The sequence below is a fragment of the Flavihumibacter stibioxidans genome (genome assembly GCF_014332695.1).
Taxonomy (GTDB): domain Bacteria; phylum Bacteroidota; class Bacteroidia; order Chitinophagales; family Chitinophagaceae; genus Flavihumibacter; species Flavihumibacter stibioxidans.
This window is the reverse complement of record NZ_MBUA01000001.1, coordinates 184,577-199,193: the sequence shown is the minus strand read 5'-3', so window position 1 is coordinate 199,193 and position 14,617 is coordinate 184,577. Positions and strand designations below refer to the sequence as shown.

General features: G+C 47.1%; 12 protein-coding genes. 7 read left to right on the top strand and 5 right to left on the bottom strand.

Going from position 1 to position 14,617, the window contains the following annotated elements; genetic code table 11:
• Positions 1 to 39 precede the first annotated feature (39 nt).
• Positions 40 to 1,374 carry a carboxypeptidase-like regulatory domain-containing protein gene (locus BC349_RS00860; protein WP_187254860.1) on the top strand — a complete coding sequence of 445 codons (1,335 nt, stop codon included), beginning with the start codon at positions 40 to 42 and terminating at the stop codon, positions 1,372 to 1,374.
• A gap of 90 nt (positions 1,375 to 1,464) precedes the next feature.
• On the opposite strand, the gene BC349_RS00855 is transcribed toward BC349_RS00860, so the two are convergent.
• From BC349_RS00855 to BC349_RS00845, 3 genes are all read right to left on the bottom strand, one after another.
• The gene (locus tag BC349_RS00855) at positions 1,465 to 1,668 is read right to left on the bottom strand and encodes a dodecin (RefSeq protein ID WP_187254859.1); all 204 of its coding nucleotides are present in this window, start codon (positions 1,666 to 1,668) and stop codon (positions 1,465 to 1,467) included.
• 33 nt (positions 1,669 to 1,701) lie between these two features.
• A complete protein-coding gene (locus BC349_RS00850) occupies positions 1,702 to 2,016 on the bottom strand; it encodes a hypothetical protein (RefSeq protein WP_187254858.1) in 315 nt (104 codons plus the stop codon).
• 89 nt (positions 2,017 to 2,105) lie between these two features.
• On the bottom strand, positions 2,106 to 3,134 hold the full coding sequence (locus BC349_RS00845; protein ID WP_187254857.1) for a hypothetical protein: 1,029 nt from the start codon (positions 3,132 to 3,134) through the stop codon (positions 2,106 to 2,108).
• A 211-nt stretch (positions 3,135 to 3,345) separates the two neighbouring features.
• Here BC349_RS00845 and gyrA point away from each other — a divergent pair, with 211 nt between their 5' ends.
• Together gyrA and BC349_RS00835 are read left to right on the top strand one after the other, a co-directional pair.
• Positions 3,346 to 5,940: a DNA gyrase subunit A gene (gyrA, locus tag BC349_RS00840; RefSeq protein WP_187254856.1), complete on the top strand. Its 2,595-nt coding sequence runs from the start codon at positions 3,346 to 3,348 to the stop codon at positions 5,938 to 5,940.
• Positions 5,941 to 5,976: 36 nt separating this feature from the next.
• Entirely contained in the window at positions 5,977 to 7,260 is a 1,284-nt protein-coding gene (locus BC349_RS00835) for a hypothetical protein (protein WP_187254855.1), read from the top strand.
• Between the two features lie 284 nt (positions 7,261 to 7,544).
• Here the strand turns inward: BC349_RS00835 and serA are convergent, their stop codons facing one another.
• Positions 7,545 to 8,777 carry a phosphoglycerate dehydrogenase gene (serA, locus tag BC349_RS00830; protein ID WP_187254854.1) on the bottom strand — a complete coding sequence of 411 codons (1,233 nt, stop codon included), beginning with the start codon at positions 8,775 to 8,777 and terminating at the stop codon, positions 7,545 to 7,547.
• A 137-nt stretch (positions 8,778 to 8,914) separates the two neighbouring features.
• Here serA and BC349_RS00825 point away from each other — a divergent pair, with 137 nt between their 5' ends.
• Genes BC349_RS00825 through BC349_RS00810 form a run of 4 tightly spaced genes read left to right on the top strand, consistent with a single transcriptional unit; the run spans position 8,915 to position 13,754 of the window.
• On the top strand, positions 8,915 to 10,126 hold the full coding sequence (locus BC349_RS00825; RefSeq protein WP_187254853.1) for a serine hydrolase domain-containing protein: 1,212 nt from the start codon (positions 8,915 to 8,917) through the stop codon (positions 10,124 to 10,126).
• Positions 10,127 to 10,164: 38 nt separating this feature from the next.
• Positions 10,165 to 11,682 (top strand): NAD(P)H-hydrate dehydratase, encoded by a 1,518-nt coding sequence (locus tag BC349_RS00820; protein WP_187254852.1) that lies wholly within the window; start codon positions 10,165 to 10,167, stop codon positions 11,680 to 11,682.
• Positions 11,683 to 11,685: 3 nt separating this feature from the next.
• A complete protein-coding gene (locus BC349_RS00815) occupies positions 11,686 to 12,747 on the top strand; it encodes a proline iminopeptidase-family hydrolase (protein WP_187254851.1) in 1,062 nt (353 codons plus the stop codon).
• A complete protein-coding gene (locus BC349_RS00810) occupies positions 12,747 to 13,754 on the top strand; it encodes a sodium:calcium antiporter (RefSeq protein WP_187254850.1) in 1,008 nt (335 codons plus the stop codon). Before BC349_RS00815 ends, BC349_RS00810 begins: the two co-directional genes overlap by 1 nt.
• On the opposite strand, the gene BC349_RS00805 is transcribed toward BC349_RS00810, so the two are convergent.
• The gene (locus BC349_RS00805; RefSeq protein WP_187254849.1) at positions 13,707 to 14,615 is read right to left on the bottom strand and encodes a DMT family transporter; all 909 of its coding nucleotides are present in this window, start codon (positions 14,613 to 14,615) and stop codon (positions 13,707 to 13,709) included. The two genes, BC349_RS00810 and BC349_RS00805, sit on opposite strands and share 48 nt — an antisense overlap.
• Positions 14,616 to 14,617 lie beyond the last annotated feature (2 nt).

Genomic DNA, 14,617 nt, shown 5'->3' with positions numbered 1-14,617 from the left:
CTAACAGCCTTAACGATTTTATTGGGTTCTATTTGCAGCATGAAATGGTTTCTCTGTGTATCGCTATTTATATTTCCTGCCACACAAGCCATGAGCCAGCAGTTGCCGGTGCAGGTACCACAACTGGTGCAGTACAGTGCCAGGGAACATGCTCTTCTGAATGATTCTTCGGCAGCAGGGAATCCGTTTTATTACCGGGGAACCATACATTACCTGCAGCCATTGTACCAATACCTTAATACCGGCAGGCGGGATAGCGCAGGCAGCAAGGATATGGACGATTACGTTGGCGCGACAGAAGCATTGTCGCGGCATTTCGCATTTGCCGGCGACCACGCATCCGCCGCCAATTATGCTATCAGGGCTTACGACTCCATGCCGGCTGCCGGTTACCTGGATGCCAGGAACTATATCGATACCATGCGGACCGTACAGTTCAGGGATGCCCGCGAATACATACTGGCAAGGGCCCGCAATGAAAAAGTGGTTATGATCAATGAATCACACCACCAGCCGGTTCACCGCGCATTTACCCTCAGCATGCTGGATGAATTCTACAAGCTCGGGTTCCGTTATCTCGCACTGGAAATGCTGAACAACAGACCCGATAAAAGCCTTACGGAGATCAATATACGCACCGGATATCATGCGGCAGAACCAGTAGCAGCAGAGTTGTTACGAAAAGCCCGCGACCTGGGATTCAGGCTGGTTCCCTATGAAGATACATTGGCCCATGAGCATACCGGCAGTGGGAGGGATGCCATCCAGGCTGCACACCTTTCACGCATTTTCAGGTCTGACCCGGAGGCAAAACTGCTGGTGCTGGCAGGTCATGCACATATCAGTGAAAAAAGAATCGGGGAAACCTATATACCCATGGCTGCCACCTTCAGGCAACTTACCGGTATCGACCCTTTCACCATTGACCAGACTGAACTGACTGAGGGCAGCAATTTTGAATATGGGCGATATTTTTATGAATTACTGGCGCAGAAATATAAACAAACCGAAGCGGTCATTGCGTTCCGCAAAAACATGCCGGTAAGTCTCCTTGAAAATGACCTCTATGATGTGCAACTGATACATCCTCCAGTCAAGTGGACACATAACCGGCCGGTTTGGTTGAATTTGGGTGGTGCCAGGAAAGAAGTGCCCGTCCGGCCAACGGAAAAACAATTGTTTTTGGTTCAGGCATACTATGCGTCAGAAGCAACGGATAAGAATTTCAACATACTGGTGCCGGCAGACCAGACCTATATAACTGATTCAGATGGATATTACTGGTTATTCCTGCAGCCCGGGAAATATCGTCTGGTCTTTCGGGATATCGGGTACAGGGTACTGGCGGACAAGGAACTTGAGGTAAACAGGTAAGTCTGAAAACAACGGTATAAATCATCTTCAGAATATTCTTAAAACAAGGTCCTGATACTAAGCGTAACCGGACCTCGTTTTAAGAATCAATCATGAATCGAGCCGGAAGGAAATCTTGCAGATGACTCCATAGGTGGCGATTTTACCATCCTTTACATGGGCTTTGATGTCTTTTACAAAAACCGAGTCAATGTTCCTGATAGTTTTTGATGCTTCGGTCACAGCGTTCTGGATAGCATCTTCAATACTTTTTTCTGAAGAGGAAATAACCTCAATTACTTTCACAATCGGCATAAAGGAATGTTTAATGGTTAAAAAATAAAATCCTTATTGAACCAGTTCAATATTGCCAAGTTCAACCGTATTGTTTTCAGAGAGATCAAGGTCGGACCAACGCTGGTCGCGGTAAGGCGCAACAGCATCAATCAATACAGAATAGCGTCCTGGTTTTACGGCCAGTCGGAACCGGCTTTCATTACAGGTAGAAACGATTGTGTCCCGGTCCTGGATCAGCCAGATATTCCTGACTGCAACAGCGGGCATAACCCGGCCTTTGATGGTGCAGTTATTCCTGTCCTTGGCTGTTTCCAGTGCGGTAACTGCTGCGATGGTACCCATGAGTACCCAGTTGGATCTGTTCATAATTTCCCGTTTTACAATTCTAACGGGTACGGATAATTGAAAACGAGTTATCCAACCTTCATGCCAACTAAAGAAAAGGTGGATAAGTTCTATGGCGCATTCAGTCCGTTAATGCTGATAATCCTGGTACGGATGGCAATACCCTGCCTGTTCCCTGAAACAGTTTCCGTTATGGTACGGTTTGCGCGGAGGGATTTTATTGTTACCATCTCTGTGTGAGTTACCGACTTATCCTTTTTCAGGAAGTCGACTGCGATCACAATATTATCCAGAGTTGTTTTTCCAGTATTGGTCACCCTTAGTTCAAGGTTTGAAATACCGCCAAAGAATCCTACGGAAAACTCACCGGACTGAACGGAAACATACCGCTTTAATGCGGCGAAATCAAGAGCCGGGTTGGATTTCAGTTCAGGAACCTTTTTTCTCCATTCAACATCTTCATCGTTGGCTGGTGATTCATTCCCGGTTAATATCACCATGTTTTGTTCCCGGGATCCGCCATTGTCGGAATACCTGTTTAACAATGGTATTTCGTTTCTGCCGAAATAAATTCCAACCGCCAGCAGGATCAATACTGCCAATGCAATGTAATACCGGTTGTACTTTTCAGGAAGGGGAGAGGATTCCGCAGTTATGGGAAGGACAGTATCCACAGCAGCAACCGTGGCCAGCGTGTCTGTTATCTTGCCTGACCTGGAAATGGTTTCTGTGCTGATGATATTCTCCGAACCGGCCCTGGGTTCCTTCAGGATACCACTCCATCCATTGAAGTCGCTTACCGTTGCGGGCGCTTTGTTTTCTACAGGTTTATCCACCGGTGAAGGAAGGATTACAGAAACATATTTTTTCTGAGGTGTTTTTGTAACGCTCATTACCCTGGCAGGAGCATTTTCTTCCTGGTGTCTGCCGGAAGGCGGGGTGTGAAACTGGATATACAGGTCTTCTGTAACTGCCGGTGCGAAGCTTTTGAATTCTTCTATTTCGGAAGGATACCGCCACGCAGCACTTTTTCCCTCCACCCAAACCAGGTCATAAGCCTTCAGGGGCAGGTCTTTGAGGTCCTGCCAGGTGTATGGCCCCGTCTCTTTGTTACTGCGCAACAACCTGTACTGTTGCATATATCTGCTGTTTTGTGGTAAGGAATAAGGTAAGCGTTTTCACAGGCTCATAAAATTACATAAAAGGCTTGGTTCGGATGGTGGAAAAAATGGGGTAAAAATGGCTGTTTTGTTAAGGTTTTGCGCCTTAAAAACGGTAGATTTGCCCACCTTTAAACAGGTCAATCTCAGATTAACAAGAAACCTTACAAAAAGGTTAATTTTTTTAAGCATGGAAGAAAATCAGACGCCACTGGAAACTAATGATACGAACCGTATTGTCCAGATCAATATTGAGGAGCAGATGAAAACCGCTTACATCGATTATTCGATGTCGGTAATCGTGGGGAGGGCATTACCGGATGTCAGGGATGGATTGAAACCGGTACACCGCAGGGTTTTATATGCCATGAATGACCTGGGGATCAACTCAGGAAAGCCCTATAAGAAATCCGCGCGCGTGGTGGGGGAAGTATTGGGTAAGTACCACCCGCATGGTGATTCATCCGTTTATTTTACCATGGTGCGTATGGCCCAGGAATGGAGCATGCGGCATACCCTGATCGACGGGCAGGGAAACTTCGGCAGTCAGGATGGTGACGGACCGGCGGCCATGCGTTATACGGAAGTCAGGCTGCACAAGATAGCGGAAGCCATGCTGGAAGATATTGAAAAAGAAACAGTGGATTTTCAGCTAAACTTCGACGATTCGCTACAGGAACCCACCGTACTACCTACCCGGATCCCGCAATTGCTGGTCAACGGTTCAACGGGTATTGCGGTTGGTATGGCCACCAATATGCTGCCCCACAACCTTGGGGAAGTGGTGGATGGATGTATCGCCTATATTGATGACCGCAACATATCGGCAGAAGATCTGATCAAGTATGTTAAGGCGCCTGATTTCCCTACAGGTGGTACCATCTGGGGAATGGATGGTGTGCGCCAGGGCTTGCTGACCGGCCATGGCCGGGTGGTGCTCAGGGGTAAAATGCACATTGATACAAAGGCTAGCGGTCGCGAACAGATCATTATCACTGAAGTCCCTTACCAGGTAAACCGTGATTCACTTTGTGATAAAATCGGCCAGTTGGTGGTGTCAAAAACCATCGAGGGCATTGCGCATGTGAACAACGAATCCAACCAGAAGGAAGGAACCCGTATTGTGATCGACCTCAAGCGCGATGCAGTGGCAAACGTTGTGATGAACCAACTGTACAAGTTCACCGAACTGCAGACCTCGTTTGGTATCAATAATGTGGCTTTGGTGAAGGGCCGTCCAAGGACCCTCAACCTGAGAGACCTGATCAGCGAATTTGTGGAGTTCCGCCATGAAGTGGTGGTTCGCCGCACGCAATATGAATTAAAAGAGGCGAAAAAACGCGCGCATATACTTCAGGGGTATCTTATCGCCCTGGACCATCTCGATGAAGTAATTGCCCTGATACGCAGCTCCGCCACGCCTGATATCGCCAGGGAAAGCCTGGTGAATGCCGGCTGGGGCTTGGATGATATCCAGGCAAAAGCTATTCTGGAACTGCGTTTGCAGAGGCTTACCGGGATGGAACGCGACAAGATCCGCGAGGAGTATGATTCACTCATGAAACTGATTGCCCACCTGCAGGAGTTGCTTGATAACGAAGGCATGCGCTACGATGTAATTAAAAAAGAATTACAGGAAGTAAAGGATAAATTTGCAACTCCGCGCAAATCTGATATTACCTATCTGGCCAATGAAATGAATATTCTTGATTTCATTGCCGAGGAAGACGTGGTGATCACTATTTCGCACCTTGGTTATATCAAACGTACATCCGCAACCGAATACCGCCAGCAGCGCCGCGGGGGCCGTGGTGCTTTGGGAGGCAAGACAAGGGACGAAGATTATATTGAACATATTTTCGTTGCATCGACCCATCATTCCATGCTCTTCTTTACTGAAAAGGGAAGATGTTACTGGCTGAAAGTGTATGAAATTCCGGAAGGTGAGAAAAACAGCAAAGGAAGGGCCATCCAGAACCTGATGCAGTTGCCGCCGGATGATAAGGTAAGGGCCATCATTGATGTGTCGAACCTTGATGATAAGGAATTTGTACAACAACATTATATTGTACTTTGTACCAAGAAGGGGATTATCAAAAAGACCCTGCTGGAAGATTTCAGCCGTCCGCGCCAGACCGGTGTGAATGCCATTACCATCATTGAAGGCGACCAGTTACTGGATGCCCGTATGACCGATGGAAACAGCGAGATCATCATGGCCATCAAGAGCGGACGGGCCATTCGGTTCCCGGAAGAAAAAGTGCGTCCGACCGGTCGTGGTGCAATTGGTGTTGGCGGCATCGAGGTTGATGAGGAAAATGACGAGGTAATTGGCATGATATGTGTCAAAAAGGACGATGCAGAAAAGTCGGTACTGGTGGTGAGTGAAAAAGGTTATGGCAAAAAGACACCGGTGGATGAATACAGGATTACCAACAGAGGCGGAAAGGGTGTGAAAACGATCAGTGTTACAGATAAGACTGGTCCGCTGGTGGGAATCCTGGATGTATCCGAAAAAGAAGACCTGATGATTACCTGTAAGAGTGGTCTGACCATCCGTACATCCATCGCCAATATCCGGGAAGCCGGAAGGGCTACCCAGGGTGTGAAACTAATCAACCTGCAGGCAAATGACGAAATCGCGGCGATCACCAAACTGGATGAATTTGAAGAGGAAACGATTCCTGAAGAAACCGAAGGCGGTGTACAAAGTGAAGGAAATGTGAATGGTGAGTCGAATGAATCAGGGGACACAACCACTACTGAAGAAAATGCATCTGAATAAATTCGTAACTAAACCTTCAAACAAAACATAGGACTGATGAAAAAGCTCTTATTAACTACGATGTTTGCTTCAGCTGTTTTGGCAGTTTCTGCCCAAAAACTGGACAAGATCAAGGACAATTTAAAGTCAAAAAAGTATACAGAGGCAAAGGCACAGATCGACCAGTTCCTGGCCGATGAAAAGAATGCCAAAAACCTGGAAGGTTGGTATACAAAGGCTAAAATCTATAGTGAAATTGCACAGGATCCCACTGCAGCAGCGGCAACCCCCAATGCAAGGTGGACGGCTTTTGAAACCCTGAAACAGTATGTTGCCATGGATGATAAGGGCCAGTTATTATTCCTGCAGCTGGATAACTACAAGCCTATCATGGATATTTACCAGGGCTATTTTAAGGCTGGTGCCGATGATTATAATGCCAACCGTTTTGAGCCGGCTTATGACAATTTCAAGAATTGCCTGACTGTCAGCGAATACATGGCGGAGAAAAAATGGAGCAATATTGCATTGGATACTACCGTGGTATTGTATGCCGGTATCAGCGCGGAGAAATCCAACAAGCGGGAAGATGCTGCCATTTATTACGGAAAACTGGCTGATGCCAAAGTAAGCGGCGAAGGCATGGTTGAAATCTATAAATGGCTGGTGGATCATTTTTACAACCAGAAGAAAGACGCAGCTACCGCTACCAAATACCTGAACCTGGGTAAGGAAGTTTATCCTGCCGATTCATTCTGGCCGGCATATGAACTGGACATGGCGCGTGACGCCGGCAACAAGGAAGAATTGTTCAAAAAATACGAAGCTGTACTGGCCGGAGATCCCGGTAATACATCCATCCGTTACAATTATGCGGTGGAAATGTATTCTGAGGGTTATAAGCCTGAACTGGCCCAGCGCCCGGCAAACTCTGCTGAGCTGATTGCCAAGGCTGAGGAGCAATTGAAAAAAGTGGTTGCCGAAAAGCCTGATTATGCAGCGGCCTACCTGGTGTTGGGACAGATCCAGTACAACCAGGGGGTGGATTATAATAACCAGAACAAAGCAATTCGTCCGCCGGCTGGTGGCAGGCTGAAGCCCGAAGAGCTGAAGAAAAAAGAAGAACTGCGTGGTTTGATCGCCCAGAAATTCGATGCTGCGGTTCCTTTCTTTGAAAAAGTTGATGAACTGCTGGGAGCCCAGGGAAAACTTAAAATGGAAGACAAAGGCTACCTGAAAGATGCGTACGATCTGTTGATCACCATTTATGACAACAAGCAGAATAAGGATAAAGTGAAGATATATGAGGAGAAGTTCAACAATGTTGACAAGACACACTAATCTGTAACGCCTGATATTTTCAAAAGCGGCCGCCGCTATGCGGCCGCTTTTTTTAATCAATTTGGTGTTATAATTTATATTATGTTAAATAGATTGATATCAGAATGCACTTCACCCGTCGGGTGCCACCCGACGGGTGAAAAACTGAATCTCTCATAATCAGCATATTAAATCTTGTTGTGGGCTGAATTTGCTTTATTTACCCGTCGGGTGCCACCCGACGGGTAAATAAAGCAAAAAAGCCTGCCGAAGGATTCTGGCAGGCTTTTGAAAGCGTACACTTATTAGTAGAGCAACCTCACTTTGATGGTTTCTTTTACTTCCTTAAGTAATTTCTGGGCTTGGCTTGACAATTTTTTGTCCACGTCCAGAACCACATAACCTATTTCCTCATTGGTTTTGAGGTATTGGGCCAGGATATTGATCTTATGTTTGGAGAGCTGTGTGTTGATGGCAGAAAGCACGCCCGGTACATTGTTGTGGATGTGCAGGATCCGGTGGGTTCCTTCCTGTGGCGGCAGGCTCAATGGCGGAACCGTATGGGAACCGTAACTGTTGCCGGCTTCCAGGTATTGGAACAGTTTCATGCTCACATCTTCACCGATATTCTGTTGCGCTTCTTCAGTTGATCCGCCGATATGGGGTGTCAGGATCACATTTGGCAGGTCCTGCAGCGGTGTCTGGAACCTGTCTCCATTCTTTTCCGGCTCCCAGGGAAACACATCAATCGCTGCACCACTTAGCTGACCATCCACCAGGCATTTCCGGAGAGCATCCAGGTCAACCACTTCACCCCTGGCATAGTTCAGTAAAATGCTGCCTTTTTTGAAGTTTTTCAGGGTGGTTTTATTGATCATGTTCCTGGTGGTTTGGGTATCAGGAACGTGCAGGGTAACGATATCTGCCTGGGAAACAACGTCTTTCAGGCTTTTGCCGGCAATGGCATTGCCCAGGGGAAGTTTGGTCAGCGTATCGTAAAAAATCACTTTCATACCCAGGGCCTCGGCCAGTACGCTTACCTGGGTGCCTATGTTGCCATAGCCGATGATTCCGAGGGTCTTGCCTCTTAATTCGAAACTGCCTTTGGCATCTTTCATCCAGATACCTTCATGGGCAGCCTTGTTTTTGTCAGGAATACGGCGGATTAGCATAATTGACAATCCGATTACCAGTTCTGCCACGGAACGGGTATTTGAATAAGGTGCATTGAAAACGGCGACACCAGCCCTGGTGGCGGCTTTCAGATCAATCTGGTTCACCCCGATGCAGAATGCACCGATGGCCTGGAGTTTGGTGGCGGCAGCCAGTACTTTTTGGGTAACCTGGGTTTTCGAACGGATTCCTAAGAGATGGACGTCTTTTATTTCCTTTATCAGTTCATCTTCCGATAATGCCCCGCTGAGTTTACGGACGGATGCATACCCCAGATTCTGGAAATTTTTTACGGCCTTGTCGCTGATGTTTTCAAGAAATAAAATGTTGATTTTGTCTTTGGGATAACTTGTTTTTGCTTCCATGGTTATTGCTTGCTATATGCAAATATCCCGGTTTTATGGCATAATTTATGCCCATAATATGCACCATTGTATACAATTTGAAATAGTTTGTTCGTTATATTTGTTGAATCCACATCCTTATCAGAAAAAGTAACCGTTTGAAAAACAGATTCGTACAACTACTCCTGGCTTGCGCAGGCCTGTATGGCTGCCATCAGAATGCCGGTAAAAATACTGAGGTTAAACCTGCACCGGTACCAGTAATGTCTGCATCATTTGCGCATGCGGACAAAGACGAAGTGGCCAGGTATCAATCCTCTATCAACGCATTCTTCGATAAAAACTTCGGCAGCCGGGGATTCAACGGGTCCTACCTGATTGCCAGGAACGGTGAAATCATTTCAGAGGGTTATAAGGGATACCGCGATGTCATCACGAAGGATTATGCTCTCGGCGAACACGATGCCTTTCACCTGGCATCGGTTTCAAAGACCTTCACCGGTATGGCTGTCTTAAAATTGTGGGAAGAAGGAAAACTCAGCCTGGACGATGAACTTTCTGTTTATTTTGACAAGTTTCCGTACAAGGATGTGACCGTTAAAATGCTGTTGAATCATCGCAGTGGCCTGCCCAATTATACCAATTATCTTGATGTATATAAGTGGGACAAAAAGAAAATGGCAACCAACCTGGATGTGCTGGCTTCTTTGTATAAAATGCATCCCCCGATCCAGTTCACGGCTGGGAAACGTTTCAGCTATTGCAATACCAACTACGCCCTGCTGGCCCTGATCATTGAAAAAGTTTCCGGAAAGTCCTACCATGAATACATGGAAGAAACATTTTTCATACCGTTGGAGATGTACGACAGTTATGTTTTCCGTGCGGAAGATGAAAAAAGTTCCCTTCCCTCCTTCGAATGGAATAATCGGCGCTACGGACTTGAATTCATGGATCTGGTGTATGGCGATAAAAATATTTACAGCACGGTTCGTGATATGTTGAAATGGGACCAGGCCCTTTACAATGGAAAACTCTTCAGGCCCGAAACCCTGGAAGCTGCGTTTACTGGATACAGTTATGAAAAATCCGGCACCCGCAATTATGGACTGGGCTGGCGTTTGACCGAGGTGGAGAATGGTAGAAAGATCGTTTACCACAATGGCTGGTGGCATGGTAATAACACGGTATTCATCCGTCTTCCGGAGGAAAAAGCAACCATTATCCTGCTGGGCAATAAATACAACCGGGGTATTTACCGCGCCAAACAATTGTGCGATCTTTTCGGTGATTACCGCCAGAGCAATAACCTTTTCCAGGAATCCGACAGCGATCCTGCCAATACCATTGCCGCCGGAGGATCACAGTAATCAGCTGTTCTCTTGAGCTTTTTTTTGTACATTTCGGTATGGTAGTTTTATCAGCCGAACAAGTCAGGGCATGGGATAATTTCACCATGGAAAATGAACCGATTGCTCCAATCGACCTGATGGAAAGGGCAGCGGAAAAATGTGTCGGATGGCTTGAATCTAACCATCTCCTTCAGCAACAGCAGTTTTATATTTTTTGCGGCAAGGGTAATAATGGCGGCGATGGCCTTGCCATTGCCCGGTTGCTGCACGAAAAACAACGTCCGGTTGACGTATTCATCCTGGAATTCGGACACCTGGGCACCCAGGACTTTCAGCAGAACCTTCAGCGCCTGCATATTTTACCCGTCAACATCCATTTCCTTCAACCCGGTGCCCCCCTTCCGGATATCCCGGAAGAGATCATCATCATTGATGCATTGCTCGGTACCGGCCTGAACCGCCCCGCGGAGGGCAGAATGGCAGAATTGATCAGCCTGCTCAATGGTTCTTCCAACTCTGTCATCAGCATCGATATGCCAAGCGGGATGTTTACCGATGCGTCAACCCTTCCAGGTGTTTGTGTGAAGGCATCTGTTACGCTAAGTTTCCAGTGCTATAAAACCGCCCTGCTGCTGGCAGAAAATGCACCATATTTCGGGCAGGTGGCGATCCTGGATATTGGCCTTTCTCCTCATTTTATTCAGGCCATCCAGCCAATGTATGAAATGGTGGACCAGGCTATTGCCGCCAGCATTTTAAAACCTCGGGCAGCCTTTTCGCACAAGGGAATTTTCGGTCATGCATTACTGCTGGCAGGAAGCCATGGTAAAATGGGCGCGGCAATTCTGGCCGCCAGGGCCTGCCTCAGTGCCGGCGCCGGCCTACTCACCAGCATGGTACCTGAAACAGGGTTACCTATTATCCAGTCTTCCGTTCCTGAAGCCATGGCCATAGTACAGGGAACTGATATTCAGGAGGGGAAAGTTCCTGACCTTAGCCCTTACCGGAGTATTGGATGCGGGCCGGGGATCGGTACCAATGTTTCAACCGCTTCCTTGCTGGAAGATATTATTCGCCAGTACAAACAGCCCATGGTATGGGATGCCGATGCCCTGAACCTGCTCTCATATAACCCGGGATGGTGGTCTTCCCTCCCCCCCTTTTCTATTTTAACGCCGCACCCAAAAGAATTTGACAGGCTGACAGGACCCCATACCAGCGATTTCAGCCGCTTACAAAAAGCTGTTGAGCTGGCTAAAAAACATCAGCATATCATCATCCTCAAAGGCCACCGAAGTTTTATTGCCATGCCCGGAGGCCGGGCCTGGTTCAATTTCAGCGGCAACGCTTCCATGGCAAAAGGTGGCAGCGGTGATGCACTAACGGGCATGCTTACCGGTTTACTGGCGCGTGGTTATGCACCGGAGCAGGCGGCCCTGCTGGGGGTTTATGTGCATGGACTTGCCGGGGAACTGGCCAGCCTGCAAAAAGGAATGGAGTCCGTGCTCGCCAGTGATATCATCCAGCATATAGGTAATGCCTTTGTTCAATTACAGTCAATAAAAAATCGATAAGATATGAAGAGGTTATTCAGCTATGGACTTATAGTTCTTGGGATCTTTGTCGTTTTTTCCGCCTGCAGCAACCAGTCTGAAAATAAGGTTCCAGCAGCATCCGGAGATACCTATTTTACAGACAATGAATCCGGTGTTAAGACCGGCGGAATAAAAATGCTAACAGTCCAGACACCCCGGGGAGCGTTTAAGGTCTGGACAAAAAGGTTCGGCAATAACCCACGAATCAAACTGTTGCTGCTAAATGGCGGACCCGGCGCAACACATGAATACTTTGAATGTTTTGAGAGCTTTCTTCCTGCCGAAGGCATTGAATTTATTTATTATGATCAGCTGGGTTGTGGCCTTTCCGATAATCCAAATGATACGGCTATGTGGGACCTTCCCCGTTATGTGGAGGAAGTGGAACAGGTGCGGAGTGCACTTGGTCTGAACAGGAATAATTTTTTCCTGCTTGGACATTCATGGGGGGGAATCCTGGCAACGGAATATGCCTTGAAATACCAGGACAATATGAAAGGACTCATCATTTCCAATATGATGTCGAGCTGTCCGGATTATGGTCGCTACGCGGCGGAAGTGCTGGCTAAACAAATGGATCCTAAAGTGCTGGACACCATCCGCCAGATCGAGGCGAAAAAGGATTTTTCCAATCCCAAATACATGGAGTTGCTGATGCCAAATTTCTATGCCAAACACATATGCCGCTTACCTCTTGACCAATGGCCGGAGCCGATGACAAGATCTCTTGGAAAAATAAACCAGTCGCTCTACGTTACCATGCAGGGCCCCAGCGAATTTGGCATTTCCGGCAAGCTTGAAAAATGGGACCGCAAGGCGGACCTGCCGAAGTTGTTGGTACCCACCCTGACCATTGGTGCAGAACATGATACCATGGACCCTGAGCATATGAAATGGATGGCAAGCCAGGTGCAAAACGGAACTAACCTGTATTGCCCCAATGGCAGCCATATGAGTATGTATGATGACCAGGAAACCTATGTAAATGGACTGATCAAATTCCTGAAAGGGGTTGATGCCGGAAATGCAAAACCATCGCTTTAATGCAGGTGCTGATACCTTTTGCTGGTTATGCAATTTGTGCCCTGATCATTTTTTTCGCGGGAAAGAAACTGTCCCTTTACGGGGATATTATTGCTGATCTGTCAGGATGGGGCAAGGCCTGGGTCGGCTTGGTTCTGATGGCATCGGTTACTTCACTTCCGGAATTGATGGTGGGAATCAGTTCTGCGGCGATCGTTGAATCTGCAGACCTTGCAGTTGGTGATGTTCTTGGCAGTTGTGCTTTCAACCTGTTTATACTGGCTGCCATGGATTTGTTTGTTCCAGACCGGAAACCGATTTTCAGCCTTGCATCTTCCTCCCATGTATTATCAGCTGTGCTTGGAGTCATATTACTCACTCTTGTAGGGTTTGGATTATTTCTTCCCTGGGAATTCACTTTTTCGCCATGGATAGGCTTGTCCAGCGTATTGTTCGGCATCATCTATTTTTTCTCCATGCGGCTGATATATTTGTTTGAGCAACAAAAAAGCGGTGAGGGATTTGCTGTTGAAAAAGTTCAAAACCAATACCAGGTCAATTTAGCAAAAGCGATAAAAGCATATGTTTTTTATGCCATCATCATTGTCGTAACGGCACTGGCCCTCCCCTATTTTGGGGAGCAAATCGCAGAACAGACCGGAATGACAAAATCAGTTGTGGGAACCTTATTCCTGGCTACCTCAACATCCTTACCGGAATTGGCTGTTTCTATATCCAGTGTAAGAATGGGAGCCATTGACCTTGCCATTGGCAACCTGTTGGGAAGTAATCTCTTCAATATTCTGATCCTGGCCATCGATGATGTTTTTTATACAAAGGGACTATTGTTGAAAGACGCGGCGGAAATCAACCTGGTATCAGTATTGTCAACCATTATTATGGCATCAGTGATCATCATCGGTCTGAATATGAAAACCAGGGCCAAGCGGTTTATACTGGCATGGGATGCAGCGCTTATCTTAGCCATTTATGTCCTTAACCTGATCCTGCTTTTCCGGTTTGGCTGATGCCAGCCGCTGTACGAGGTAGAGCCCGCTGATCACAAGTGTTACACCAACCACTGTGTACAAACCGACTGGTTCATGCAATACCATTGATGCAATGATAAATCCAAATACTGGACAGAGATAGAGCCAATAGGCGGCAGCAACCGGGTTTTGCTTCAGAAGAACCATCCATGCCTGGACAGCGCCTATGGAAACGGGTATTGCCAGCCAGAGCGTTCCTCCCCAGAATCTTGGGTCGAACAGGTTTTTCTCAGGCTGGTAGAACCACCAGGCCACGGGCAAAAGGAACAATCCGCCCAACATTGTCTGCCACCCGTTTATGGTCAACACATCCAGTTCATGCCAGTGTTGCCTGGTATAATAAATCGCACCACCAGAATAGGCAACCATGCTAATCAGCAGAATGGTTAATCCTAACGGTGTGGCATAACTGTTTTTCAGTAAAGGCCAGGCAGCAATGAGCACACCGGCAGAACAAAGTAAAAGGCTGATAACTGAAACTGGGGTGAACCTGTATTTAAATAGTACGGACGCCATGAGGCTGATCAGTACAGGATTGATGGCAATGGCCAGACTGGCGATGCCTGCCGAAGTGGATTGCATGGCCAGCACGTAAAGACCGAGATAAATGGTTACATTAAGCAGTCCATATATGGCAATGCCTTTCCATTCCTGTTTACGGGGAAGTCGATTCTGAAGAATGATATTTGAAATGAATATCATCAAGCCACCCGCGATCATAAATCGCACCAAAGCAAGGGTAAATGGCTGTGCCGACTGAAGCCCGATCTTTGTGGCTGTTGCAGCTGACGCCCATAAAAAGGCAAATAATAACCCCGTGATAACAAATCTTCCGTTCATCA